A 24,501-nucleotide genomic window follows, 5' to 3' on the forward strand; every position below is an offset into this window, starting at 1 on the left:
TCTTCACCGCCCGGCGCCTGCGCTCGTTGAGGGCCTCCAGCGGCAGCGTTCGAGAGTCGATCTTGTCCATGCAGGGTCAGACTCTACGCGTCCGGAAAAGTTCAACATTTCAATGCCGGATCAATAATGTGGCTCACAGGTCGCCTGGCGCCGGACTTCAAGACCATCGCCGACTTCCGGCGTGACAGCGGTACAGGCATTGCCAACGTCTGCCGCCGCTTCGTTGTCCTCTGCCGCGACCTCAAGCTCTTCACGCAGGCCGTCGTGGCCATCGACGGCAGCAAGTTCAAGGCCGTCAATACGCGCGACGCCAATTTCACGCCGGCCAAGGTCCAGAAGCGCAAGGAGCAAATCGAGGAGAGCATCCATCGCTACCTGGTCGCGCTGGAGACAGCCGATCGCGGGCCGGATACGCCAGAGTTCCGAGCCCGCTCCGAACACCTGGAGCGCAAGGTCCAGACGATGCGTGAGCAGATGCGGCGCATGGTGGACATCGAGAAGCGGCTCGCAAGCGCGCCGGAAGGCCAGATCTCGCTCACGGATAAGGACGCCAGGTCCATGGCAACGAGCGGCAGAGGCTCGGGCATCGTGGGCTACAACGTTCAGGCCGCGGTCGAGACGAAGCATCACTTCATCGTTGCCCACCAAGTCACGAACGAAGGCCACGACCGAACGCAGCTCGCGCCCATGGCGAAAGCCGCGCGCGAGGCGATGCAAAGGCACAAGCTGACGGCCGTTGCTGATCGTGGCTACTTCAGCGGACCACAGATCAAGGCCTGCGACGACGCCGGTATCGCGGCAGTCCTGCCCAAGCCGACGACCTCGAACGCCAAGGCCGAGGGGCGCTTCGACAAATCGGACTTCATCTACATCGCCAGGGTCGATGAGTACTGATGCCCGGCCGGACAACGAGCGAAGTACCGCTTCACCCGCGAGGAGCACGACCTGATACTGCGTCGCTACTGGAGCAGTGCGTGTCCGGGATGTCCGATGAAGGACCGATGCACGCCGAGCGACTACCGACGAATTTCGCGCTGGGAACACGAGGATGTCCTCGAAGCCGTGCAGCGACGACTCTTGCGAAGTCCTGACGCGATGATCGTGCGAAGGCGCGCCGTGGAACACGTCTTCGGAACACTGAAGCACTGGATGGGGTCTACGCACTTCCTGACTCGGACGCTGCCGAACGTCAGCACCGAAATGAGCCTCCACGTGCTCGCTTACAACCTCAAGCGATTGATTGCGGTGCTTGGCATGACAAAGGCGATGAAGGCGGTGCAAATGGCCGGGGCGTGAGCCTCGAAATGCCCTTTTTCAACGCTCCAGGCGCCTCGACTTGCGTGCCACCCACTGTATGGCTGCGATGGGCCGGTGACGCTGTTCGACCCTGGATGGCTTCGAGGCGCGTTCTCACACAGCCTCCAGCGGGAGCGGTCGTACATCGGGTGACGACTGACAGACCGCAACCAGTCTTTCCCTGCCGCTCAGTTCTTAGGCGGGCTCGCGGGCGAGATACCGCAGCGGTCCGCGTAATGGGGAGACTTGGGGTCCTTACAGTCCGCGTTCGCCTTGGGTGGCTGCGTGCTCACTCCGGCTTGCGCTTCGCCAGGTCGCGGCACGTTGTCTCCAGGCCTTGGATCGACGAAGTCGTTGGGCCACTTGAACAGCGGTTCCCCGCGGGCGACCTTGGCCTTCAGGGCATCGACCTTGGTGATCGTGCAGCGGAACTCGATAACGGCCTGCTGTCCTGGTTGCAGTGGCGGCTTCTTGGTCTCTTGGATGTCAGGACGTCGGCAGAGCAGCGCTGCGACGGAGAAGTAGTCATGGACATATCCGCGGGCGTTGGGGCCGCCGCGGGCAACCATTAGGCTGTCCCCGTTCTTGCAGTACGTGATGGCCTTCTGCAGGGCGAGGTCGATCATGCGATCCGAGCGTCGCTGAATGGCCGCAGACTCCCAAAGTTCATCGCTGGCAAGTCGGTAGCCAAACTCGCATGAGTCGTCAGCGGTCGTCGGGCGAAGGTCTTCAGACAGTGTCTGGGCGTTCGCTGCACCAAAGGTCCACACGGCCAACAGCAGGGCCGACGGCAGCAACAAGCAGTTCTTCATCTCTTCCTCCCAAATGGCTTGCTGGATGTTTGAACAGTAGGTGTACTATTGGAACCGAATCGGAGCAACCGCCATGAATGGGCTGCGCAACTGGATGTCGCTCGCAAGTGACAACCTCTTTCTGCTACTTGACCTCTTTGTTCCCCAACAAGGAGTTGCGCAGCGCCGACATCTCAGGAGTGATATCTCCAACGAGGCTACTGACCACAGCGCCGACATTCACGGTGACGCAACAAGGGCGACTTCGTCTGCCTCCCACGCGAAGCCGGTGCTGTTCGACGATGACGACCTCTGGCGGTGGAATCAAGAGCAGGAGACGTTTGATCGACCCGCCTAGGGTGCATCGCGCTCCGGCGACTGTCGTCAGAGTCGCTACTGATCATTGGGGCCCGTTGGAATTCGAGGTGGGTACACTCCCATCTGTTCTTGTTTGGCCTCTGCGTCAGCTGCCTTCGCTTTCCGGACATTCTCTGCCTGCTGCGGAAATGTCGACGCCTCGGGCGAATGCACTCCTTTTTGAGCCTTGTTCGGCGTGTGTTCTTGGGTAATCGGATTCGACGAGTACACGGGATCGTGCCCGGTGCTGGTCGAATCAATACGGCTATCCCAGTCAACTTGGGTCGCCCCCGCTGTGCTGTCCAACTTTGCACGTGCAGCCTGGCTGGCCTGCTGTGCTCCACCTTGTCCGGCGGCAACTTGCGCACCAAGGTCTGATCCTCCCACGGCTTGCGCAGGCGACACGCCCTGCTGACGCCATCCAGCCTGGACGCGCATACTGCCGGCCTCGTGTGCCAGTTCGACCGCCTGGCGCCCCCCGCCAGGGTTGGCCTGTTGCTGATGACTTCGCAAGGCTGCCGGCGTGAAGTTCAGTCGATCCTGCTGGACGTTGGGACCCTGCCCCTGATGGGGAACCCAGAAAGATTCGCCTGCGTCACTCTTGAAGACCTCGCCCGAGGCCACGAATTCCTGCAGCAAGGACTTGAGGTGAGCTGTTGATGCGCGGCCCTGGGAAGGCTCTACGCCGCGTGCCCGAGCAAACTGGTAGAACTCGTTCGCCCAGTTCGCCTCGCCGGACCGGGAGAATGCCTCGTATTTCTCACTGGCCTCTTGGTACCGGCGACTCTCGGCGAGACTTGCGCTTGCCAACTCCCTTGACGTTGCCGCATCGCGCATCGACGCATCGATACGGTCCGCAGCTTCGCGATTTGACCTTCGAGTTGACTCAAAGCTGCTGCCGCTCCGGAAGGCATTGACCAAGCGCTCCTGACGTTGAACGCTCAGGTCATGCAGCGAACTCCGTTCACTCTGAATGGCATTGCTCAGTTGCTCTGTTTCCTGGGTGCTCAATTTGCCCCCAAAGCTGAGCACTGGAATCGGCGCGCCAACACCAGCGGTGAGCGCTTTCTGAACCGCCGACGAGTCAGCGATACCGAACTGCTTCGCTATTCTCTCGGCAGAGCGGGCTGTGTCGCTTGTCGCGAGCCCGTTGTCCCCCAACGTCGACACGTCGAACCCGAGCCCACGTGTCGCGCCTGCGCTCCCAGTCCTGGCCAGTGTCAGCGCTTGCGTGAATGCATTGCCCAGCGATGCCTCGTAGGCCTTCTGATGTTGGGTGGCTTGCTCTGTCGCAGCTGCTGCACTCTCGGACATCCGTTGACCCCAGCCAGCCGAATCCTTGACGCTGACCGGCCCTGAGGACTGGGCGTACTGGTCGATCGTCTCGCCAGAGAGCAAATGGGTCGCCGACTGGCCACCCAGACCACTGGTGCGCCGCACGGCCGAGTCCGAGCGGTACTCGGATAACTCCTGCTGGCCGTAGCTCATGTTGCCGAGCTGCAGATTGCCATGCGCGCCCTGTGCCGCCGTCGAGCTGGCGGCCGAGCCGCCACCGACGCCACTGGCTCCAGCCACGGCCATGACCTTCTCGAAGCCAAGGAGGATGGCTGCCGCCAGAACTGGAACGAAGGTCACCATCCAAGACGCCACCGCCACTTCAGAGATAGCCGTTGAGTAGATGCCCGTTGCGGACTGCAGAGACAGCGCCTGGGTGCCACCAATAGCCGCCGCCGCCGCCAGACTCTTGGCTGACTCCAGGGTCTGCAGGTAGTTGACCACTGCGAACATGGGTGGCCACAGCTCAACCCAGATCATGACCAGGATGTAGCCCTTGAGCAGTTTGGCCAGGGCCTGGCCCTCGGAAGCGACGGCCAGGATGCACAGCACCGGAAACATCGCGTAGAGGATGGCCTCGGTCACGTTGCGCACCAGGGGCAGTACCTCCTCGGCGATGCGACCCTGTACCAGCCAGCCCGCATTGGTCTGGGCAATGGCTTGGGACCGCATCGACGCGAACATCATCAGCGCAGGATCATCCAGCGACGCCCCGTACAAGGCTGAAGCGTCTGCAGTGGCATTGATCAAGATGTTCTGCACCATGACTTCGGCCGCCGTGAGACCCACGTTCGCAAGCTGGCTCTTTCCGTAGATCGCGAGCAGGCTGCCTTCGGCCTTTGCAATCGCCTGCGCACTGTCCTGACCCGGATAGAGCCTTTGCGCCATGGCTTCCAGAGCCTGCCGACCCTGCCCCATGAGATTCTTGTGCAGCTTGCCGTAGACCTCGGGGCAAGTACCCAGCTGGGTGTCACCGTTGCTGTCGTGGTAGGGGCTGAACAGCGCAGGATTGGTGACCTCGATGTCGGCCAAGAGATTGGGCGATCGCTCGAAGGCGCCTGGGTTGGCCTCCCTGGCGAGTGTTGGAAAGACACAGTTGCGCAGGTAGTTCAGCGTGTCACTCTGGGTCACCAGCGCCGTGAACTCCGCCTCGCGCGAGGCCCTGACAAGCCTGTTGCCAAAGAGCACCCCGTGCTCGAGGTAGCCCAGCTCCGCCGGCAGTGCCAGATCGCCGGGAATCGTCTGGAAAGCGGTCTCGAACATCTGCGTGAGCGTCGACCCAATGCTCGACTTCACGGTACCCAACAGCGCCAGCCCCCATGGAACGTTTTGCACCACCACCGGGGGCTGCAAGCCGAGCTTGTCTTCGATGGACACGTTCGCCTTGGGGACGAGCAGCACACCAGAAAGCACCGCTACCGTCATGAACCAGTTCCAGCCCTTTTGCAGGTTGCCCGGAAGCATGGCCAGGATCGCGACCGAGACGAACCCAACGATCACCGCGACGCGGATCATGTCGGCGAAGTCATTCGCACTCATGACCATGGCGATCGCGTTGAGGATGCCATGGAGGGCATCCACGTTGCCGTAGGCGTAGATGGTCAGGGTCTGCGTGACCATGGGCTCGTCCGCACTCCGGTTCGCTGTAGTTGGCCCATCAGCCCCGCGTGCCCTTGCCGGTCATGAGGTTGGAGAAGTCGATCATGTTGCGCACCGTGCTGGGCAGGTTCAGTCGCATCTGACGCTCGATGTGCTGGATATCTTCGACGACAGCGTTCATGGCAGGCACGCGCTCCAACGCGGTCTTGCGCTCGCCATCGATGGCCAGGAGCATCGCGTCGATGCGGCCACGCAGATCCTTCGCCTGCTCCTCCTCGACGGCGGATTGCAGGCGCGCTGCAGAGAGGTAGACCCGCACGTCGCGTAGCCCTCTCGACAGGAAGGTGTAGGCGTAGTCGTAGGCGATGACCTTGGCGTAGCGGTGGATCAGCAGGTCCGAGAGATAGCTGTCTCGATGGGCCGAATCGGCAACAAAGCCCACCGTCAACATCTTGTAGACCGGCACCGTGGTCATGTTGACAAAGCGGATCTGTTCCGCCGTGGGGGTCTTCTTTTCACTGAGCGCGTCCCGAAGGCCTTCCAAGGTCTGACGCACATAGGTCGGGAACGGCGTGAGCTCCTTGTCCACCGCTGCGGGTGACATGCAGTCGGTGTCAGGACAACTCCACCAACCCTTGACCATCACGGTGTCGGCCGAGTTGCCGGGCGCGTTGCCGTTCAGCAATACGGTGAGGTTGTCGATTGGTGGGCTGACAGGCCTGGGCGGAATGGGTGAACCACCATTGTTGGCCGCCTTGTACAGCAGCACCGAGCCCGCAATGTTCATGAAGGCCTCCTTCTCGTCCTTTGTGAAGCTGCTCTGGCTCAGCGCCTCCCACACCAGGTTCATGTCCCGCTGTGCCAGTTGCTTGACGTCTGGGTCCGAGCTGCCCTTGACGTCGGTGTTCACCGCTGGAGCGCTGTCCTTGCAGCGCGCCTGGGCCGCGGGCTCGTCCTCGCCGTAGTAGGCCTTGGCCATGGCCACGCAGGCGCTGTAGCTGTTGATGTCGAAAACACCCGACATGCCATTGACCAGGCTGTTCGACATCTGACAGCTGTTGCGGCTGAAGTTGTTGAACTGCGCAATGGTCTTCTCAAGATCGCCGAGGGTGCCCTCAATCAGCGGGTTGATGCTCTTGAGCGCTGCCTTGAACAGCAGACCGACCGTGTTCGCGCCGATCTGCTGCAGCATGGCCTTGAACTGGGCCGAGTTGATGTGGCTGAAGCTGCCGAGGTAGGCGTCGATCCCTCCGCAGCCGGCATTGATGCTCGGCAGCGTGACGCTCCACAGCTGATAGTTGCGGGTAGGCGCCCGCATCTGCAGCTCTCCACCCGTGTAGATGTTCTGCGCCTGGCTTCTGAAGGCGCCTGGCCCGGACACGTTGGCCATGGCGCCCATGTCGTTGAACATCTGCTGCATCTGAGCATTGAGATCAGCGGCCCGGGCGACGCCAGAGAACTCCAGGCTCCAGATCAAGGCGACGGCGATGCAGGTGCGTCGGCACGTGACGCCCGAGCGAGCTCGCGCCGCATTGGCCTGACTCAGCATGGTGTGGTTCCGGTCATGCATCACTGAACTCTCAGGGGTTGATACCCCTGCGCCCCCGCACGCAGAACTAGCGAGGCGGCGCGCTGGCGAGACCCGCCGAGGCTGTTCATCACCGGTGTGGCGGCGTTGCTGCCGGGCTCGTCGCGCATGCGCACCAGCAGCGCAATGCGCTCGACCAACTCGCCCGCGGTCATCGGACCGAATCCCACCGGCAGGACCTCACGCGCACCGGGCTGTGCCAGCACGGTGAAGGGGACCTGGAACTGCTCGGCAGGGATGCCCAGTGACTCCATCACCCGGGCAGCTTGGCCGCTATCCCGGGCTGGCCGCGGGAACAGCGGGAGGCCCGCACCATCCATGCTGATCGCGAACACCGTGAACCCATACTTCTGCTCGAACTGCTTGAGCATGGGCGAGAAGGCGTGGCAGTAGGCGCAGTCGCCTCGGAAGAAGAAGTACAAGCCATGGGTGCGCGAGAGGGACCGCATCAGGTCGTCGTTCTGCTGGGACTGGACCTGATCGAACACCCGCTGGGCCGCCGGGTTGGGTGGTCGGGTGCCTTGGGCCGTCTCGTCAACCCAGGGCATCCTCATGGCCACGGCCTGTGCCAGGTCAGTGAAGGTTGACGCTTTGCGGCGCGACTCCGCCCACAGCTCCAGAAAGCGCCCCAGGTTGGCCTCGTTGGGGTTGATGATGGCGGCATTGAGGCTGCGCTCCAGGCGCTGTTGGAAGGCCTTGAACTCCTCCAGGTCGCGATCGTCGGCTGTGAGCGCGGCTGGCGTGGCAGGCTGGGCCTGTGGCGGCTTCTCTGGCTCCATCTCGGGATCCTGGTACCAGAACCAACCATCACGGTGGCTCTGCCAGTAGCCGCCGCGGTCAGCGTTCCCGGCGACGGCCCGCCCACTGGACTGAGGTGCGGCGATGGCCAGCGTCGACCAGCTGGTGAGGCAACCAATCATGAGAGCGAGGGCCAGACGCAGGGCTGCCTGGCCAAGGCGGCCGGGAGGCGTTGAGGTGATGATCAGGTGCATCGACTGTCTCCTGCCGGCGCTAACGGTCGCTGGCCATGGCCAGCGGCTCGTTCGGGAAGATGCCCGACTCGCAGTAGCTGATCGCGTAGACCAGCTGCTGGTCGCTGGTCACGCTCTTCGGATCCTTGCCCACCGGGACGACCACAGCAGCCTGGCGGGTTGTGACCTTGAGCCGTGCGCAGCCGGGCTCCTTCAGCCATGCAGTACGCTCGACATCGACCTCGATGGGCTTTCGGCTGCGAAACACCTCTGCCATGCCTTGGGCGACGCCAGCGCCCAGAGCGCCAATCGCCCTCCCCTGCTGGATGGCAGCGATGAGCAGTGGCCGAATCGTGGTGACCTCCTCCCTGGTGCCCGTCGGCTGGGCCAGCGCCGGCAACAGCCCGCAGGACAGCACGGCACCGGCCAGCGCCGTGCGCCAACTCATTGGGTAATCGTCACTGGGCACAGGAGCCTCCCCCGTAGTAGCAGGCCATCTGCTTCTTGATGGCCTCGGACTGCAGGCCGCCCAGGTCAGCCTGGGTGGGAACGATCTCGGCGTAGAACTCGCTGAGGTCCATCCGGCTGAAGTCGAGCGCCTGCAGCTCGGCGATCGTGAAGCCGTCACAGATCGGCGCCTTGGGGGTGCCCCAGCCGCGAGCGAGCTGAGGTCGACCCTGCTCGTTGATGATCCGAGCCAGCCTGGACGGATAGCAACAGTAGGTCTGGGTGCGCGTGATGCAGCCGCCGAAGAGGTCGCGGTCCGAGCAGTAGTCGCCCATGTCGTGGCACAGCTTGGCATCGCGCTTCATGGCCGTGGTCTGGCTCGAGGCCGGGCAGTCGAGCAAACCGGAGAGCTGGATCGCCAGCATGGCGAGAGACCAGGGCCCGGGCACCAGGCTGGTCAGGAAGTCACCCACACCGAGGTTGCCGGCCAGCACCCCCGCCAGTCCCGAGTCCAGTCCGGTGCCAAACAACCCCTCAAAGCCGGAGATCACCCAACTCGGCGCCTCGGAGGTGAAGAGCGCGTCATAGGTGTAGCTGGAAAACGCCGCCTTGCCGACCATTCCTACCGCGCCGCTGGCCACGCTGAGCGTGTTGAATGCCGCAAAGGCGTTGGTGCCGCCACCTTTGCAGCAGTTCTTCAGGCCCCATAGCTCGCGATCGCAGCGGTTGTCCGTGCCCTGGAAGATCTTCATCGCTGCCGGGTCCAGGTAGCGTCCGGACTCGCGCTGGGCCTCCATCATCGTGATCGCCTTGGCGAAGTCCTGGTCCTGGCTGTAGGACTTGTCGTAGCAAGAACCACCGTAGCAGTAGCTCTGGCCCCCACACTCCATGGGTTGCTCGTAGACGGCGTCAGCGGTCTTGCAGTCGAACTGCGCGCTCGCGCTAAGGCAGTGGCCCTGGGCGTCGAAGCTCTGGCAGCTCATGCCGCCGTACTGGCTGCAAGCCAGTAGCCTCGGGTCACTGCAGGTCGAGGGCTGTCCCAGCGTGGTGCAGTCAAAGCGAGCCCGCCACTTCCAGCAGGCCCGGTAGACCGGCACGCCCTCGATGTCACGTGTGCCCTCGCCCTCGATGCAGACGCTGTCCATGCGTACGCACTGGGCGGTAGCGAGCAACGACAGCGCCGGAAGTGCGATCGGCGGATCCGGGTTTACGCCGTCGGGCGGCAGGGCGACGGTCTTGGCCTCGTAGGGCGCGCAGGCGTTTTCCCAATAGTCCCCCGCAATGTGGTCGATGTGGGGCTTGTCCATCGACTCCACCAGCGTGCGCGTCGGGCCGGACGGAACGACGAAGTACTCCGAGGTGGGGCTGGAGCTGCCTGCCTCGTGGTAGGGGCTGAGCTCGGTGCCACCCAGCCGCCTGGCCCAGGCCATCCCCCCTGGTGCCCAACACGCCGCGCCGTCGCCCCGCGTCTCGGTACAGCTGGGTCCGTTGTCGCCGCCCGGATCCACACACTCCACGAAGATCAGCTCATTGCCGGGCACTTCGCCGCCCGGGCAACTGAAGCGGTGGTCGAAGACCGCCGGCGGGACCGGTGGGTCGCAAAAGGCCTCACCGTCGCCATTGACCCACGAGCAGTGCTGATAGCCCTCGTGGAAGTGGAAGTCGAGGCGGCAGCGCCCGTCGCGATCACAGGCTGGACCGTCGACGTAGACCTGCACAGAGAAGCTGTCGAGCCCGTAGGCACCTTCAAACTCCGTGATCACCGGCGGCAGTTGGCCGGTGACTGGGATCGGCGAGTCCACAGCCAGCGTCACCTCACGGGACTGGGCACCCACGCCGATCCGAAACAGCACCCGGCCGTCCTTGCGCCCCCAGTCGCAGTAGGCGGCCACGGTGACCGTGCCGGCCAGGTGCAAGCTGCCACTGAGCTGTGCGAACCAAGTCGACTGCTCGCAGCTGTACTTGTCCTTGGTGAAGACGGTCAGCGTCTTGTCGCACGTGTTGGTGTTCCAACTCCCCGTCTCTACGGAGCAGCCTGTGCGCTCATAGGTGGCCGCCTTGAGCAGCTTTGGCGCGCCGACGGTGCAGGCGCTGTAGCTCTGGGCCACATTGCCGAGGACCTGGCTGGGATCCTTGGCGACACCAGCGCCAGCCAGGGCCGGATCTGCCGAGGTCATCGCTCGCGCCGGGCGAGTGGCAAAGCCGAGCGCAACCCCGGCACAAGTGGAGTCGCCCGGGTTAGTCTGGCACTGGGCCCGCACACTGGCCGCCGGCGACACCAGGTCGCCCTTGCGGTAGTAGTCGGCCTGCGGCGGCGTGTCGGTGTAGTTGGGGACCATCGACTTGGTGGCGCCGGACTTCAGGTCTTGGACCGTTTCAGTGACCAACTGCTTGCCGAGGGCCTTGCCCGCTTCAAACTCGTCTTGGGGATCAGCTGCCGCCGCTGCGCAAGCGCTGACCAGCGCGATGGCCGCCACCACCCGGCCGACGGCGTGTTTGGCCACAAGCAACCGCAGCCAACTCATCGCGTGCCCCGCATGGCGGCCAGATGCCGTCGGGCGAGTGTCGAAAACGGCGGATCCTCTCGCTCCATGGTGCGTAGCGCATAGTCCATCGACACATCGCCCGTGAGCTTGCTAAAGGCCATCGGCCCGCATTGCCCCCCGTCGCAGCCCATCGTGACGGGCTGCCTCGGATCGACCAGCACATAGGTCGGCACCGCAGCGACCGCGAAGCGCTCAAAGGCTTGCGGGTCGATCGTCCAGGCCACCTTGCGCGTGCCCAGCACCGCGCGCACGGCTTCAGCGGTCTTGCGGATCGAGCGGTCCTTGAGCCCGCGCAGCACCAGTTGCGCGTGCGCGCGCTCCGCCTGCTCCACCAGCGCCTGCAGGGTGGCGCGCGGCATCGACAGTGACACGAAGATCATCAGACCGTCCACGCTTCGGGAAGCCGAGTCCTTGGGCCGCCCACCGGCCCCGAGGCCTGTGGCGCGCTCGGCCTGGGCGGCAATCGCCTGGATGTCGATTTGCGAGCCTGCGCCCACCGGCAGCGCCAGGACTGGCATCTGGTCGCGGCTGGCGGCCATGGCTGCGGCTATCTCGGCATCGGTCGGCATCCGGGCCGGCGGCAGAGGCTGGCTGGCGGCCGGCAGACTGATCGCCAGCGCCAACGCGGCAGACAGCGCAGGGCGACCAGAGCGACAGCTTGCAGTCATGGTCATCGCCTGGTCCTCACCACGCGCAGCAGTTGCGCTTGCGGAACACCATGTAGGAGAAGTCCTCCCCCTTGATGGGGTACTCCTTAGCCATGCCCCAGATCTGGGTGGTCCTGCCCAGTGGCTGGCAGCAGCGCCCCTCGTCCTTGCTGGTGTTGGGGACCGGATAGACGAGCTGGGTCTTGTAGCCGGTCTTGTCCATCAGTGGCGCCAGCTTCGGGCCGCACTGCGCGTCGCGGCCATGCCATCTCCAGGCCAGCATCTGCCTGTGCATCTTGGCCAGCATCCGCTGCACGAGCAGTGAGGAGGCCTGGACGCCGCCCACATGGGCCTGCACGTGGCCGTCAAGCGGGTACACCGTGCCATTGCAGCCGGCGCACCAGATCATCTCCTTGATGCCGAAGCCGATCGAGGCAGCCACGCAGTCGGCAGCGCAGGCCGCCTGGGCCACCGGGTTGGCGAACAGGATGGCCTCGGGGTTCAGGATCGCCGTGAGCTGATCGTCGTTCCAGGCGGGGTCGAGCTCGGTCAGGTAGGCCAGGTCCAGACTGCCCTTCTCCAGGCAGGGAAAGTCGAGCAGCACCTCCAGGTAGTACAGGATCAGGTTGGTGTAGTAGTGGACCTGGTAGGTCGATCCACGCATCGTGCCGTCCCAGGCCGCTCGCGAGTCCTGAGCGCCGCGCGGTGCGTCGATGCCGGGGTCGAAGTCGATGCCGCCCAGCGACACCAGGCAGTAGGGCGTCCGGGTGACCTCGATCAGCCGCGCCGGCTCCCAGAATCCGATCTCGATGCCGATACGCGGCGTGGGCGTCGCACAGAAGCACAGCGGGTCCGAGGGGTTGGAGATGTCCTCCTGGTCGAATTCCAGGATGGTCATGTTGCCTATTGACAGCGGAAAGATGCAGGACCAGCAGATGTCGGTGATGGGGTTGGGGAACTGCCCAAAGCACGTTGCGCTGGCCACAGCCGGCGTTGGCGCGGCGATCAGCAAGGCACAGGCCGCCCCGGCGAATAGGCCGACGGCGTGGCTGGACCAGCATCGGCCAAGTTGGAGTGCCCGCAGACCAAACTGCCACAGCCGTTGGATTGCGCTCAGTGAGGGACTCACAGCGGCAGCTCCTCAACCTTCAGCCGCAAGCCGTCCTGGCTAACACGGGCGGGCACCTGACGGATGCCAAAGCGCTGCACCAGCTGCCCGTCTTGGTCGAAGAAGACCTGAACCTTCCACTGCCGGGTCAAGGCCAGAGGCTGGCCGGCCACGAGGATGGGCTTGATCAGGGTGCCCAACTCGTCCAGGCGGGCCTTGACCAACTTCACTTGATCCGGGTCGCGCCCATCGAAGAAAAGCAGCTCACGGGTCAGACGAACCGCCTGCAGAGGGTTGCCCACGGTGCCCGCGGCGATGACGATGCGACCTTGGTGGTCGACTACGGGCTCGTCGAAGCGCACAGACGGGTCGAAGAGGAAGGTGCGCGCCCTGACCGTCCGGCGCAGGCCCGGCACCGCCGCAGGCGTCTCCACCCGCGCGATGGCCCGGCGCTTGGCCTCGTCTTGCAGGCGCTGCAACTCGCCGCTGGCCTGCTTGGCGCGCATCACCTGAAGCATCTCCTGGAGCAGGTCGGGCTCAGAGATCTCGTAGAGCGGCCCTCTTGCTCCCAGGTCGCGGGCCTGGGCACTGACCGTCCACACTGATGCCATGGCCAAGCACAGTGACAGTGCTGCACGGCTCACCACAGCGCTATCCCCTTGCCAACGATCGCGGTCGCCGGCACCAGGCCCATAACGGCATAGCGCGAATCGAGCGCGTCGACATGCGGCGCCCACATGTAGGTGTAGCCCGGTGGAATCACCTGGGGTGTGATGGGTGTCAAGGGCACACCCGCCCTGGACTGCGGCTTGCAGGCGCCGGCATCGAACCGCTCGCCTGTCGGTCGCACGATCCAGACGTGGTTGGCCACCACCTCAATGCGGTCCCCAGGCACGCCGACCAGGTACTTGACGAAACCGTCACCCTTTCGCGGCCCGTCGGTGGTGACTGCAGGCCTCCAAGCCTGCTGGACTCGGGTCCAGGCGTTGTGCAGGTAGTAGCCAGGAATCGCCTCACCGGCATAGGCGAAGACAGCCAGCTCGCCCGGTCGCGGGGGGACGCTCTTGAACACAAGCACGACGCTGGTGTGCACGCTGTCCGTCATGACCCAGGCCAGGCCCAGATACCGTGCCAGGCCAGCCAGGACAAGCACGACAGCCAGATCACGGGGCAGCTGGCGACGGATGACAGGCCAGCGCATCATCAGGCGATCCATCAGGCGCTCGCCGAGCGGCCGCGGGGGGACTGCCGCTTGACCGGCCCCTGGCATGGCATCGGGGATAGCCGGCTTGCTCACTGATGGCCCTCCGGCGTTGGCGCTGCCTGCAACTGCAATCGACGCGCCGCCTCGGCCGTGAAGTCCGGGATGGACGGGTGTTCACCCACCACCGCGGCCATGGCCACCAGGGTGCATTGGCATTCGGCCGCCAGTCCCTTGAGCGTGCCCTCCAACTGGGGCCCGAAGTCCTCGGCGGTACGGAACAAGGCGCCGACCGCCGCGCCAGCGGCCTGATCCCCGCGCTGCGTGCCCACGGCCTTGCTCGCAGCCACCCGCTCCGCCAGGTTGTACAGCCGCGCGACATCCACCACGGCCAGGCGCGGCGTGCTGGGCGAACGCACCAGCCGGTCGTAGGCCGTGATGCCAATCGCCACCAAGGAAGTGGCCACCATGGCGTTGATCACGGTGTCGCGCAGACCCATGCTCAGGTCGCCTCCTCGATGCCGCGCTCTCGTAGTACCGCGTCGATGGCCTCGGGCACACCCAGGCCGCAGGCGAGCTGCTGGTCAATGGGGGTGTTGTCCTCCGGCCGGTTGGAGAACAGCAGCAGAGTGCTGGGGTTGAGCACCAGGCGCACGACGCCCTTGAACAGCGGGCTGTGGACGTACCACTCCTTGAAGTGCCCGCTGCCGCCCCCGATCGAACCCAACAGGCGCCGCAGGTTTTCATCCAGGCGGATGGCCTGACTCTTGGCCGCCGCCTCTATCGAGTTCTCGCTCTGACGGCCCATCAGGATGAAGTCCGACTGGTTCCAGATCGAGGCGCCGTAGGACGAGGTGAAGTAGTGCGCAACGTCCTGGGTGGCGGTGATCGCTGAGCCGTTGTACTTGCGCACACGCAGGTAGAGCTTCTCCAGGAACTCGGCCAGGATGCGGTCATCCGGTCCAGAGCCGGCCAGCGCCTCTTTCGCCTCGTCCATGATGAAGAGCTTCTGGCGGGTGCGCTCCTCCAGCATCTCCTGGGTGATCTGGTAGAGCAGGATCATTTGCACCACGCCGCGCAGATGCGGGTTCGTGGAAAGTTCCTGCAGCTCGAAGACGATGAAGTCGTTGCTGAAGTCGAGCGTCGCTGGTCCCTCGAAGTAGTTGGCGTACGGCCCGTTCTCTGCAAACGGCGCCAGCATGTCCGCCATGTCGAAGTAGCGCTGGTCAACGGGTCGGCCCTCATAAAGCCTTCCCTCCTGATAGCGGCGCATGACGTCGGTCACCGTCATGGCGCGGCCCTTCCTCTGGAACTCCTCCTTGATGACGGTGGCCAGGGTGGCGTAGATCGCCGGATCGAGCGACTCGTTGGGACTGGCCATCTTGGCCAGCAAGGGCTGAAGCATCGCCACGTCGTCATCGATGCCACCGCAGAGCTCGCCATCGATCTCGCGAGGGTCCGACACCAAGGAAAACGGGTTAACGCAGATCAGCTTGTCGGAGTTGAAGCGGATGAAGTCGCCGCCCAGGCGGTCGGTCAGGCGCTCGAACGACCGGCCGGCCTCGAAGACGCGCACGCGGGCGCCCTTGGAGGCGTAGGAGGCCGCGATCTCCTGCAGCAGGGTGGACTTGCCCGAGCCGACCGAGCCGACGATGGACACGTTCTTGCCACCCTCCCGGTTGTCGTAGAAGTCCAGTGTGGTGAGCTGACCTCGGCGCCCCAGGCCCAGCATGGTCGGCGTGCCGGTCCCGCGCGCCTCGGCGATCAGTGGCGCCATGTGGATGGTGTTGCCAGAGGTCCGCAGGTCCAGCCGCTTCAGGCGCTCCAGATCAGCGGCGAAAGGTCTGCTCAGCGTCATCGGCAAGGACTGGAGCAACGCGGTCTTCTGGATGTAGCCATCGACCACCAGCTCGAATCCACGAGCGCGCCAGACGTCGCGGATCGCGCTCTCGGCGCGCTGGCCTTCGCCAGGCCGCGCGAACAGCGCAACCTGGTGGTAAGACCACACCAGCTTGCCGCCGGCCTCCATCGCCTTGAGCGCCGCGGCCCAGTCCGCGTTCTTCTCGGCCATGCCGGGCGAGAGAGACGCAAAGTCCGATTTCGCATTGCGCTCGGCCTGGATCTTCTCGGCCGCTGCAGCGCTGCTCATGGACTTCTGGTCCGGGACGACCACACCCATGGTGATCATGAACGGGCACGGCACCTGCAAGGTGTCCTGGAAAAGGTCACCGATCAACCCGCCCATCCCCCAGAGCGTGAACCGCTTGGGGGCACGCTGCAGCGAGAGCATGCGCAGCTCGACCTTCTGGTCCTCAGTGCCCCCCAGACGCTCCAGGGTCGCCTTGGTCGGGTTGCGCCAGTCCCCAGTCGTGTCGCGGTCGACGCACTGGTCAGCCAAGGAGCGCATGGGGTCGTACTCGGTGTTCACCTTGGCAGCGGCACGCAGCTTGGCGGGATTGAGCAACTCGGCGACGAAGTCGATCAGGTCGCTGGCGCCCAGGACCTCGTTCGGAAAGCGGGCCGCCTCGAAGGTGGAGCGCATGCCATCACGAATGTCGAGCAGCTGGTCGACCGCACCCAGGTTCTCGATATGCCCCGGCATGGTCACGCTGACCAGCAGACGGAAGTCGCGCACCAGGAAGCCCGAACCAGCCACCAGCGCCCGCTGCGAGCCACGGTTGAGGTGGGCGTAGCGGCGCCGTGCCATCAGCCGGAAGACGTTGCCGTTGCGGGCCGGCCTGCCTCCGAGCAGGCTGGATGCGGCCTCGGCGTCTGCATCCACCTGGCGCAAATTGGCATAGTCGCGCAGGATGTGCGAGACGTTGGGCGACGCAAACAGGTGGATCTGCATCGTCGCGTCGGTGGGCAGTCTGGCGTACAAGCCCTTGAGCCGGTCCGCTGTCTGCTGGTCAGCGCCGGTCTGTGGCAAGAGCTCCAGCACGAAGCCGAGCGAGTCGCGGTTGATGAAGAGCTTGTCGTGCTCCCGAAACGACCTGTAGGGCAACCAGTCCGACATCCGGGCACCGTCCTCATGGAGGTCCACATGGCGGGCGTCATCCTCTGTGGGGTCAAGGTCGTCGGGCGCGGCGAAGAGCTGCCTCAGCATGGACTGGGCTGAGTGGAGCAGTCCATCGATCATTGCGCACCCTCCTGCTTGGGCACACCGGCGCCAAGGGCGCCAGCTCCGGCTGTGGCGCCGCTCGTGCGCGCGGAAGCGCCTCCCTGAACCGGCCGCGCGGCACCCGGCACCGTCGGCATCTGGGGGTTTCGGGTCTGGGCTGCACTGGCTGCCAAGGGCGCGAACTCGCGCCGAATGCGCTCGCGGTTGTGCTCAATGAGCCAGCGCCCGGCGTCGATCTGCAGATAGACACGGCTCTCGTCGTTGAGATCGCCGTCCGCATCCTCCCAGGGTGCAATCCAGATGCGGATGACGGTTGGCTCCGAGCGGATCGCACCGAGCACCGGCGCTTGGGCGGTGTCGCCTGCAGTCAATGCAGCGAGAGTCCCATCGGACAACCCGCCTGCGAGTGTGCGGGCGCGGCCAGGTGCGCCAACGTCTGCAGAGTGGCCAGCCGCGGCGCGCTGTGCCGGCAGGGTGCCCGCTCGCTCGTTGAAATGCACGCCGCTGACGCTCTGACAGGGGATGCCCTCAGGTGCCTTGCATTGAAAGTCACTGGTGCCGCCCAGGCCCGACAAGTTGGTGCAGCCGGCGAGCAGCGCGCCCATCAGCGTGAGAGGCACATCGACAACACGGGAAGATCTCATGCGACGGCTCCAGTGGGCAGGATTGCCCGGGCGTCGGGCTGGTGGTCGGGCTGGTGGCTCATCGCGCGGGCGTCTTGACGGTCGTTGTTGCGGCATCACGGGGCGCCGCCCCGACCGGCCCAAGCCAGACGCTCAGTTCCGCGGCAGGCAAGGCGCCGGCGTGCTTGCGGCCGTCCGCAGCGACCAGGGCAGGCGTGGCGCCAATGCCCATCGACTCGGCCAGACGCTCAATTGCAGCGAAGGGCGTCTCGCAGCTTGGGCCCGCTGCGGGCGGCGGCACACCGCGCAACATCCAATCGCGCCAGGCGGCGCCCTTGTCCGGCGCACACCAGACGTCAGCCGCCAGGCGGCGGGACTCCGGTCCAAGGATAGGCAGCAAGAAGGTGTAGACGGAGACATCGTCGAGGTCGCCCACGGCCCTTTCCAGCTGACGGCAGTAGCCACACTGGGGATCGGCCATCACGTAGAGCACGCGCTTGCCGCTGCCCCGCACGCTGCGAATCGCCAGTTCCTTGGGGAGTGCGGCCGGGTCGACCTTGTCGAGGGCCGCCTTGCGATCCGCTGTCAGATCCTTGCGGGCCTGCATGTCCCAGACATGGCCGAAGAGGAAGTAGCGACCCGTGGGCTCCACATAGGCCACGTTCTTGCCCATCGTGACCTCGTAGAGGTTGGGCACCGGTGCTGGCATCACAGCGTCAAAGCGGGTGGCCGGGTACTGTGCCTTGAGACGGGCAGCGAAGGCGTCCACGTCATTCCCGCCAGAGACGGACTGCGCCAGGGCGGTGCTGAACAAGGCGGAGATCAACCATGCCATGGCAGCCGAGGCCGACGAGGTGGTGCGTCGAGTCATCGGATCAGTCCTCGTCATCCAAGCGGACCGCCTGCATCAGCTTGCTGCGGTCGTTGCCACTGTCACGGCTGGCCAGCTGAGAGCCGGCGGAGAGCGTGGCGTCGAGCTGGGCACCTTGGGTGACCACGATGTCGACCACGCGACCCGGCAGGATCTCGATCACCGGAAAGGTCTTCTCGGCCAGCGAGATGTAGTACTGCGACAGGCGGTCGAGAGCCTTGCCCACGCCGGTGCCGACACCGGCCTGCACGATGGACTTGGCGTCCGTACCCGTTGTCGTGGTCGAGCCCAGCGGCGAGGTGGTGATGGTCTGGCTGGCCTGTGCGAGGCCGGAGCCCAGGCCGGAGGCGATGCCGGCAAGCAGTGCGTTCGTCAGAATCTGCCCCTGCTTGGTGACCAGCCTGCCCATCATGCCGTTCATGCCGTCTTCGCCGAAGACCGAGCCCTTGAGGGGAATCTCCATGACCCGGCCGTCACGCAGCACGCAAGACAGCAGAGTCGTGCGGATGTAGGCGCGCTCCGCCGACTGGTCGCCAAAGCCCTCGCCAATCACGAGGCAGTCCTTGACCTGGCTGCGGAACTGGTTGGGCAGGACCGCTGCGTCCATCAGCCTCAGAAGAACGGGAACGGGGTTCGCCTGGGCCTGCCCGCCGGTCGGCGCTGCCAGGCCACCGAGCAGGACCGCGCGGGTGAAGCTCACAGGAAGAAAGTTGTCCACACGCCGCGGCACCGTGGCGCCAGCACCAGCCCCCGTGCCTGTGGCCTCAGCGCCCTCCCCTCGCCCTCCCCCACTGCGAAGTGAGACCCTGAGCACAACCGGTGCCGTCTGCTCCGCAGCGAGGACAGGCCCAGCACCGGGTGCGCCAGTACCCGCGATTCGGTTCGGCGTGCCGGGCGGGTAGGCCGTCGGCGCGCCGGGGCCTTGGACCGGTGCCGGTAGTCGCTCGCTGCGCGGCTGTGCCGGAAAGCTGCTGCCGCTCATGGCCGCGGGTGTCCCCGGGCGATCCAGGGGGCGATCCGAAGTGCGGTCAATGGAGCGACTCGCCGAGGCTGCGGCCGCCGGCTCGCGCACAGCAGACATGGCCGTGTCCGCCCTCCCCTCCCGCATGGCCTTGAGCTCGGCCATCAGCTCCTTGTTGATCCGCTCCTGCTCCTCACGCTGATGTCGAACCTCATCGGCCTGCAGCTTCAGGTCATCCCTCATCCGGGTGAGGTCCTTGCCGGCGGCGCCGACCCAGGCGTCCTTCGTGTCAAGCGCAGCACCTGGCACGGCGCCAAGGGGCTTCGGCTTCGGCGCATCCTGCGTGGATGCACTCTTGATCGCGGGCGGTCCGCCGACGAAGCCCGAGGCGAAGAGCACGATGCCGACCATGACGAATCCGCCGAGGGCCATGTTGACCTGTTGCTTGCGCTTGGGGCTCAGACGGCTGTAGCCAGGGATGGTGATGCGGGGCATGCTCAGCTCCTCACTGCCCCGCCTGGGCCTGTCGGATCACCCACACAGGCGTGGATTCGCCTGGCGCCAGCACCAGGCGACGCAGCGCCACCGACAAGACGCCCTTGTCGAACAGCTCGCGCTCGTCGATCACCATGCGCTGACCGCTCACGTTGATCAGCTCATACACCTCGCCGACCATGCCTGTGGCCACGTGCCGAGCCTTCAGGACAAAGCGCGCCTCATTCCAGAGCACCAGCTCCTCACCGCCGCCAGGCAGCCACTGCGGCGGCACCTCGCTGGCGAGGTCTGGATTGGCCATGGCCAGCGTCAAGGCCTTGATGGCTCGAACATGGGCCGCACCCTTGTATCGCGCGGCAGCCTCCGCGTTGGGCTTGATCGGCGGTGGACCTGCTGGACGCAATATGAGGGTGTCCCCGGGAACATCCATCGGCTGTAACAGGAGCGCAAAGGTCCCGCGGTCGCTCTTGATGTCCAGCTTCACCGGCACCTGGGGCGAGCCAGGCAGCACCGGCGCGGCACCGTCGCCCGGCGACACCTGTGTGACCGGGCGGACATAGACCTCGCCGTCCTGGTCGTCCTTGACGAGCACGATCCGGCCAGCGGGGTTGCGCTGCGCGTCATAGATGTCGCCCAGCACGTCGGTAATGCGGGCACGGTCCACGCGGATGCGGGTCTGGTCTCTCTGCGAGATTCGGGCGATCGCCGTGTCGCCATCGCGCACGTCCAACTGCTGCGCTGCCCAGGCACCGCCATTGGCGACCAGGGCCTGGAGGGCCACCGTCCAGGACAGGCAGCGCGCAGCCACGCGAGAGGTCCGGTGTTCACTTGCCAGCACGCTTGTCCTCCTTGGCCTTTTCAGCGGCTCGCGCCTGCTCCTCCATGGCGCGGACAAGCCATGGATCGTCCGGCGGCACTTCCTTCCACTCCTTGATGAGTGCGCGCCCCCCGATCGACTCGAAGCCGACCTGATAGGCCACGGTGCGACCCGTCCCGCCAACCTTGGCGCTGTTGACGTAGGTCTCCAGTTGGCCCATGACCAGAACCCGCTGGGCATCGGGGTCGGGCGCCACCTGCGATGGCCAGAAGATCGTGGTGGCATTCGCCTCGGTCATTCGCTTGGCCTGGACCGTCATGCGCTGCTGCAGCTCACCGTGCGTCGACGGGTGAACCCACTTCAGGATCTGCTCTTGCTGCCAGCCGATGGACTGGGGTGTGGCATCCAGCATCAGGTGGGCGACCCACAGTCCCATCTCCTCAAGCCAGGCCCCATCGACGCGATCACCAACGACGGTCATGGTCCTGGCGCGCGTTGGCGGCTCCAGGATGGTCGTCGTGCGCTTGGTAAGCACCGCAAATGCCAGCAGCAGGCACAGCACGGCCAGCGTGGCACTCAGCAGCTGCTGCCGCACCAGCAGCTGTCTCATGTCACGCGTGTCTGCGAGGTGTTTGTGTGGAGTCATCGAGGGCCTGCCTGTGGCAGCGAGAGAATCAACCGACTGTGCGGATGCAGTACATCGGCGGCGTGCGCTCAAGCCGCGAGACGACTGGCGGCAAGTACCAGTAGCAAAGATGACGGACATAGCCGCGCGGTCGGTCCTGTCGCGCCTTGTGCACCCAATAGCCGATCAGCCCGGGAACGGCCATGACGATGAAGGTGTTGAGGCCTGCCATCAGCAGGGCGATGCCGATCGTGGAGCCAAGCATCGCGATGTCCATGTCCACGAACAGGAACTTCCACGGGTCCTTGAGCCGGGAGACGATCGTGGTGTCGTGGTCCTCGTCCATGGCAGGCCTCCAAGTGCTGGGCGGCTGGGCTGGTCAGATGACGGCGCCGACCAGCGTGACCGCGGCGGACAGCGCCGCACCCAGGAAGATCGCGTAGCCGATGAACTTCATCACCACGCCGGAAGCGTTGGTGGCGATGTAGCCGATCGCCGCAATCACGAAGCCCATCAAGGTCAGGATCTGCTTGCCGTAGCCATTGGCCATGTCGTCCAGGCTGTTGTAAGCCGCCTGCAGGGCAGTGCCCTTGTTCGACGCCGCTGTGGCGTCAAAGGCGAACAGCAAGGCCACCAGCAGCACGAAGCCGGTGGTCAGCACAAAGCGCCCGCTGCCCTCGATCGAGGGCAGGACGCGCGTCAGGGAAAGCTTGCTCATGGGTCTGTTTGCTCCAGATGGATGTGATGAAGGGACAGCTGCTGCAGTTCAGACAAGTGCTCAATGAGCGCCTGCCTGGCGTGCCGCTCCCACTTGGCCTGTTGATCCGCTCTTCGCCGCAGAAGGCCAACGGCCCCCTCGACCAGGTAGCGCATCTCCAGGCGTGGTGTGTGGGTGGTTCGCTGGATGGCCTTGAGCCGCTCGAACGCCGATTCGCCGACCTGCAAGGACTTGCAGTCGGCATGACGACGAGACGGCGCGCTGCCGCCGTGAGTCCGGGCTGACGCCCCTTCGGCGGCGGGTCTGGCCCGCACACCGGTTCCTGACTCGCTGCCCAGGTCCATCGGGACCTGCAGGTGAGTGGTGAGCGCGCAGCGTGCGGCGTCGATCCATGCAGACCGGAGCTCCTGCGATGCGCTCAGCAACGCGACGGCGCCCTCGATGAGGTAGCGCATGTCCAGGCGCGGACCTGACCCATTCGCTTGCGCCGCCCTGAGGGCTGTGAAGGCGTCCTTGCCGACCAGCAAGGACCGCGCCGCTGTGACAGGGCGGCGCCGGCTGCCTCGCACCACAGGGGCCTTCGGTTCAACTGGCAGCACGAGCGCCTCCAGCCGAGGGGAATCGGACCATTGCAGGACCGGCCAGCAACGGCTGGTGCCGATCGATCAGCCAGGCGTTGCCCGGCGTGTCCTCCAGCTCGATCAGCAGTTCCACCCGGCGGTTGGCCGCGCGCGCACCCCAGCTCTGGTTGGCAACCAGGTAGCAGCACAGGCCACGACCACTGGGGATCAGCGGGGTCTGGCTGGCCTGGCCCAGCAACTGGCGCAGCTGGCTCGCAACGGCCAGGGCTCGCGCGAGCGCAAGCTTGTCATTCAGCGCTTGGTCACCGATGTCGTCCGTGTAGCCGACGATCCTCACGCGGGCGGCCTGCTTCAACAGCACGCTCAGCTCGGCCAAACGCGCCTTGGCCAAGTCGCCGACGTTGGCACTGTCGGAGGGGAAGATGACGACTGCACGCTCCAGACGCCGCGCCGCCCGACCTGGCCTCTGGGCCTGGTCCTGGGGCTGAACCGGTACAGGTGCTGCGGCCACTATGGGCGCCTGCAAGGGCGGAGTCGCGGTGGTGATGGTGGAGACTGCCGAGCCCCCTGCCCCGCTGGTCATAGCCGTGACCTGTGCCCCCAGCTGGCCCGCGCTGGCCAGGGTTTTAAGCGTCGGTCCTTCGCACCCACGGCAACTGATGAAGCGGCCGTCGTCGCGCTGAACGATGCCCTGTGAGCCAGGATCTGGCTGGGGTATGTCGGCCGGCCGCGATGGGAGCGCCGAACATCCGCCCAGAACCGCGGTCACGGGTGCGACCAGCAGAGGCCACCAACGTTCGCGACGCTGGATCACTGCGATGCCTCCTGATGGCCTGGGGGCAGCGATGACGAATCGACACGCGCGACCTGACTGAGGGCGTTGATGGACACCAGGCCAGGATCCGTCGGGCGCATCGACCTCGCCGGAGTTGTCGGAGCGAACTGCACTGCCGGCAGCCCTCGTGCGGCGCTTGGGGTCTCGCCTGGAGCGCGCAGCGCATCGCGTTGTTGGCTGCGCCAGACCTTCCAGGCGTAGGCAGATCGCGCCCGCCGGCAGGCCCCACCCTTGAGCTGGGTGCAGGCGGCGTTGTAGGCGCCGACCGCGTCCCAGGAGTTCCCGTGCCTGCGCACCAGGTCGCCGAGGATCCACGCGCCGACCTCGATGTTGGTGCAGGGATCGCGCAGCTCCCTCAAGCCGATCCCGTGCTGACGCAGCACCGGCAGCCACCCAGTGTTGATCTGCATGAGCCCGATGTCGCGTGTGCCCGTCCTCGGCAGGTGGTCGTTGTTGTCCACGCCTGGACGCAGGCCGGACTCCACGACGGCGATGGAGCGCAACAGGCTCGCATCGAGTCCGAAGCGTGCAGCCTGGAATTCAAAGCACTGTTCAATGGCCGGCTCGCTCACGCTGCGCCCACCTGCCCTGGCATCAGAGCTCGTGAACCACGCCAGCAGAGCCACTGCGCTGACAGACTCCACGGCAAACAGCGCCCAGGCGAACACCTTTGCGCGGCTTGACCGCCTGTTTGCCGACACTGAACCTTGACGAAGCACGACTCACCCTCAAATCTGAAAAAGCCCCCGAGGTCTCAAGACCCCGGGGCCAACGGACAGAGGAGCCGGCGAGAAGCACGAACCGGCCCGCAGCCAGTGTGGAAAAGCGTCGATGGAATCTCCAGCGAGAACCCTCAGATCGATTCAAGAAGGTTCTTGCTGGACGATGCCTTCTTCGCCAGATAGGATGAAAGGTTTTGCGCGAAAGGGCCTGCTTCTGCAGGATTCGCCGAGTTCTTTCTGAATCAA

Annotated in this window: 22 protein-coding genes and 1 pseudogene; 1 reads left to right on the forward strand and 22 read right to left on the reverse strand. The window is 65.3% G+C overall.

Annotated elements, in window-relative coordinates:
• Nucleotides 1–123: 123 nt before the first annotated feature.
• Nucleotides 124–1,296 (forward strand): annotated as a pseudogene (locus KAK06_RS22605) (IS1182 family transposase); the annotation flags it as partial.
• A gap of 188 nt (nucleotides 1,297–1,484) precedes the next feature.
• Here KAK06_RS22605 and KAK06_RS22610 read toward each other — a convergent pair.
• The 22 genes from KAK06_RS22610 to KAK06_RS22715 all read right to left on the reverse strand — a co-directional run bounded on the left by KAK06_RS22610 (nucleotide 1,485) and on the right by KAK06_RS22715 (nucleotide 24,105).
• Nucleotides 1,485–2,108, reverse strand: coding sequence for a hypothetical protein (locus tag KAK06_RS22610; RefSeq protein WP_210804435.1), 624 nt, complete (start codon nucleotides 2,106–2,108; stop codon nucleotides 1,485–1,487).
• Between the two features lie 372 nt (nucleotides 2,109–2,480).
• Nucleotides 2,481–5,399, reverse strand: a complete 2,919-nt coding sequence (locus KAK06_RS22615) for a conjugal transfer protein TraG N-terminal domain-containing protein (RefSeq protein WP_210804436.1) — start codon at nucleotides 5,397–5,399, stop codon at nucleotides 2,481–2,483.
• 37 nt (nucleotides 5,400–5,436) lie between these two features.
• Nucleotides 5,437–6,948, reverse strand: a complete 1,512-nt coding sequence (locus KAK06_RS22620) for a conjugal transfer protein TraH (protein WP_210804437.1) — start codon at nucleotides 6,946–6,948, stop codon at nucleotides 5,437–5,439.
• Entirely contained in the window at nucleotides 6,948–7,958 is a 1,011-nt protein-coding gene (locus KAK06_RS22625) for a conjugal transfer protein TraF (protein ID WP_210804438.1), read from the reverse strand. The genes KAK06_RS22620 and KAK06_RS22625 overlap by 1 nt, the downstream gene beginning before the upstream one ends.
• A gap of 19 nt (nucleotides 7,959–7,977) precedes the next feature.
• Nucleotides 7,978–8,385 (reverse strand): hypothetical protein, encoded by a 408-nt coding sequence (locus tag KAK06_RS22630; RefSeq protein WP_210804439.1) that lies wholly within the window; start codon nucleotides 8,383–8,385, stop codon nucleotides 7,978–7,980.
• 10 nt (nucleotides 8,386–8,395) lie between these two features.
• Nucleotides 8,396–10,909 carry a conjugal transfer protein TraN gene (locus KAK06_RS22635; RefSeq protein ID WP_210804440.1) on the reverse strand — a complete coding sequence of 838 codons (2,514 nt, stop codon included), beginning with the start codon at nucleotides 10,907–10,909 and terminating at the stop codon, nucleotides 8,396–8,398.
• Nucleotides 10,906–11,604 carry a type-F conjugative transfer system pilin assembly protein TrbC gene (gene trbC, locus KAK06_RS22640; RefSeq protein WP_210804441.1) on the reverse strand — a complete coding sequence of 233 codons (699 nt, stop codon included), beginning with the start codon at nucleotides 11,602–11,604 and terminating at the stop codon, nucleotides 10,906–10,908. Before trbC ends, KAK06_RS22635 begins: the two co-directional genes overlap by 4 nt.
• A gap of 10 nt (nucleotides 11,605–11,614) precedes the next feature.
• Nucleotides 11,615–12,589: a conjugal transfer pilus assembly protein TraU gene (gene traU / locus KAK06_RS22645; RefSeq protein ID WP_210804442.1), complete on the reverse strand. Its 975-nt coding sequence runs from the start codon at nucleotides 12,587–12,589 to the stop codon at nucleotides 11,615–11,617.
• Nucleotides 12,590–12,702: 113 nt separating this feature from the next.
• The gene (gene traW / locus KAK06_RS22650; RefSeq protein ID WP_210804443.1) at nucleotides 12,703–13,296 is read right to left on the reverse strand and encodes a type-F conjugative transfer system protein TraW; all 594 of its coding nucleotides are present in this window, start codon (nucleotides 13,294–13,296) and stop codon (nucleotides 12,703–12,705) included.
• A 29-nt stretch (nucleotides 13,297–13,325) separates the two neighbouring features.
• Nucleotides 13,326–13,901 (reverse strand): S26 family signal peptidase, encoded by a 576-nt coding sequence (locus KAK06_RS22655; RefSeq protein ID WP_210804444.1) that lies wholly within the window; start codon nucleotides 13,899–13,901, stop codon nucleotides 13,326–13,328.
• Between the two features lie 77 nt (nucleotides 13,902–13,978).
• On the reverse strand, nucleotides 13,979–14,386 hold the full coding sequence (locus KAK06_RS22660) for a hypothetical protein (RefSeq protein WP_210804445.1): 408 nt from the start codon (nucleotides 14,384–14,386) through the stop codon (nucleotides 13,979–13,981).
• A 2-nt stretch (nucleotides 14,387–14,388) separates the two neighbouring features.
• Nucleotides 14,389–17,025: a type IV secretion system protein TraC gene (traC, locus tag KAK06_RS22665; protein WP_210804446.1), complete on the reverse strand. Its 2,637-nt coding sequence runs from the start codon at nucleotides 17,023–17,025 to the stop codon at nucleotides 14,389–14,391.
• The gene (locus tag KAK06_RS22670; protein ID WP_210804447.1) at nucleotides 17,022–17,651 is read right to left on the reverse strand and encodes a TraV family lipoprotein; all 630 of its coding nucleotides are present in this window, start codon (nucleotides 17,649–17,651) and stop codon (nucleotides 17,022–17,024) included. The genes traC and KAK06_RS22670 overlap by 4 nt, the downstream gene beginning before the upstream one ends.
• Nucleotides 17,652–17,709: 58 nt before the next feature.
• On the reverse strand, nucleotides 17,710–18,501 hold the full coding sequence (locus tag KAK06_RS22675; RefSeq protein WP_210804448.1) for a DsbC family protein: 792 nt from the start codon (nucleotides 18,499–18,501) through the stop codon (nucleotides 17,710–17,712).
• A 4-nt stretch (nucleotides 18,502–18,505) separates the two neighbouring features.
• On the reverse strand, nucleotides 18,506–19,957 hold the full coding sequence (locus KAK06_RS22680) for a TraB/TrbI/VirB10 family type IV secretion system protein (RefSeq protein ID WP_210804449.1): 1,452 nt from the start codon (nucleotides 19,955–19,957) through the stop codon (nucleotides 18,506–18,508).
• A 10-nt stretch (nucleotides 19,958–19,967) separates the two neighbouring features.
• Entirely contained in the window at nucleotides 19,968–20,795 is an 828-nt protein-coding gene (locus KAK06_RS22685; RefSeq protein WP_210804450.1) for a TraK domain-containing protein, read from the reverse strand.
• Nucleotides 20,782–21,384 carry a TraE/TraK family type IV conjugative transfer system protein gene (locus tag KAK06_RS22690; protein ID WP_210804451.1) on the reverse strand — a complete coding sequence of 201 codons (603 nt, stop codon included), beginning with the start codon at nucleotides 21,382–21,384 and terminating at the stop codon, nucleotides 20,782–20,784. Before KAK06_RS22690 ends, KAK06_RS22685 begins: the two co-directional genes overlap by 14 nt.
• Before the next feature lie 64 nt (nucleotides 21,385–21,448).
• The gene (traL, locus tag KAK06_RS22695) at nucleotides 21,449–21,745 is read right to left on the reverse strand and encodes a type IV conjugative transfer system protein TraL (RefSeq protein ID WP_210804452.1); all 297 of its coding nucleotides are present in this window, start codon (nucleotides 21,743–21,745) and stop codon (nucleotides 21,449–21,451) included.
• 33 nt (nucleotides 21,746–21,778) lie between these two features.
• A complete protein-coding gene (locus KAK06_RS22700; RefSeq protein ID WP_210804453.1) occupies nucleotides 21,779–22,117 on the reverse strand; it encodes a hypothetical protein in 339 nt (112 codons plus the stop codon).
• A complete protein-coding gene (locus KAK06_RS22705; RefSeq protein WP_210804454.1) occupies nucleotides 22,114–22,572 on the reverse strand; it encodes a hypothetical protein in 459 nt (152 codons plus the stop codon). The genes KAK06_RS22700 and KAK06_RS22705 overlap by 4 nt, the downstream gene beginning before the upstream one ends.
• A 130-nt stretch (nucleotides 22,573–22,702) precedes the next feature.
• Nucleotides 22,703–23,281, reverse strand: a complete 579-nt coding sequence (locus KAK06_RS22710) for an OmpA family protein (protein ID WP_259373647.1) — start codon at nucleotides 23,279–23,281, stop codon at nucleotides 22,703–22,705.
• 227 nt (nucleotides 23,282–23,508) lie between these two features.
• Nucleotides 23,509–24,105 carry a lytic transglycosylase domain-containing protein gene (locus KAK06_RS22715; protein ID WP_310741143.1) on the reverse strand — a complete coding sequence of 199 codons (597 nt, stop codon included), beginning with the start codon at nucleotides 24,103–24,105 and terminating at the stop codon, nucleotides 23,509–23,511.
• Nucleotides 24,106–24,501 lie beyond the last annotated feature (396 nt).

Source organism: Ideonella aquatica (genome assembly GCF_018069755.1).
In the GTDB taxonomy this organism is placed as follows: domain Bacteria; phylum Pseudomonadota; class Gammaproteobacteria; order Burkholderiales; family Burkholderiaceae_C; genus Ideonella; species Ideonella aquatica.

Bases quoted from the DNA above. Each gene is read 5' to 3' on its own strand.
- KAK06_RS22610 (WP_210804435.1), bottom strand. From the start codon at position 2,108: ATGAAGAACTGCTTGTTGCTGCCGTCGGCCCTGCTGTTGGCCGTGTGG.
- KAK06_RS22615 (WP_210804436.1), bottom strand. From the start codon at position 5,399: ATGGTCACGCAGACCCTGACCATCTACGCCTACGGCAACGTGGATGCC.
- KAK06_RS22620 (WP_210804437.1), bottom strand. From the start codon at position 6,948: ATGCATGACCGGAACCACACCATGCTGAGTCAGGCCAATGCGGCGCGA.
- KAK06_RS22625 (WP_210804438.1), bottom strand. From the start codon at position 7,958: ATGCACCTGATCATCACCTCAACGCCTCCCGGCCGCCTTGGCCAGGCA.
- KAK06_RS22630 (WP_210804439.1), bottom strand. From the start codon at position 8,385: ATGAGTTGGCGCACGGCGCTGGCCGGTGCCGTGCTGTCCTGCGGGCTG.
- KAK06_RS22635 (WP_210804440.1), bottom strand. From the start codon at position 10,909: ATGAGTTGGCTGCGGTTGCTTGTGGCCAAACACGCCGTCGGCCGGGTG.
- trbC (WP_210804441.1), bottom strand. From the start codon at position 11,604: ATGACCATGACTGCAAGCTGTCGCTCTGGTCGCCCTGCGCTGTCTGCC.
- traW (WP_210804443.1), bottom strand. From the start codon at position 13,296: ATGGCATCAGTGTGGACGGTCAGTGCCCAGGCCCGCGACCTGGGAGCA.
- KAK06_RS22655 (WP_210804444.1), bottom strand. From the start codon at position 13,901: ATGGATCGCCTGATGATGCGCTGGCCTGTCATCCGTCGCCAGCTGCCC.
- KAK06_RS22660 (WP_210804445.1), bottom strand. From the start codon at position 14,386: ATGGGTCTGCGCGACACCGTGATCAACGCCATGGTGGCCACTTCCTTG.
- traC (WP_210804446.1), bottom strand. From the start codon at position 17,025: ATGATCGATGGACTGCTCCACTCAGCCCAGTCCATGCTGAGGCAGCTC.
- KAK06_RS22670 (WP_210804447.1), bottom strand. From the start codon at position 17,651: ATGAGATCTTCCCGTGTTGTCGATGTGCCTCTCACGCTGATGGGCGCG.
- KAK06_RS22675 (WP_210804448.1), bottom strand. From the start codon at position 18,501: ATGACTCGACGCACCACCTCGTCGGCCTCGGCTGCCATGGCATGGTTG.
- KAK06_RS22680 (WP_210804449.1), bottom strand. From the start codon at position 19,957: ATGCCCCGCATCACCATCCCTGGCTACAGCCGTCTGAGCCCCAAGCGC.
- KAK06_RS22690 (WP_210804451.1), bottom strand. From the start codon at position 21,384: ATGAGACAGCTGCTGGTGCGGCAGCAGCTGCTGAGTGCCACGCTGGCC.
- traL (WP_210804452.1), bottom strand. From the start codon at position 21,745: ATGGACGAGGACCACGACACCACGATCGTCTCCCGGCTCAAGGACCCG.
- KAK06_RS22700 (WP_210804453.1), bottom strand. From the start codon at position 22,117: ATGAGCAAGCTTTCCCTGACGCGCGTCCTGCCCTCGATCGAGGGCAGC.
- KAK06_RS22705 (WP_210804454.1), bottom strand. From the start codon at position 22,572: ATGCGCTACCTCATCGAGGGCGCCGTCGCGTTGCTGAGCGCATCGCAG.
- KAK06_RS22710 (WP_259373647.1), bottom strand. From the start codon at position 23,281: ATGACCAGCGGGGCAGGGGGCTCGGCAGTCTCCACCATCACCACCGCG.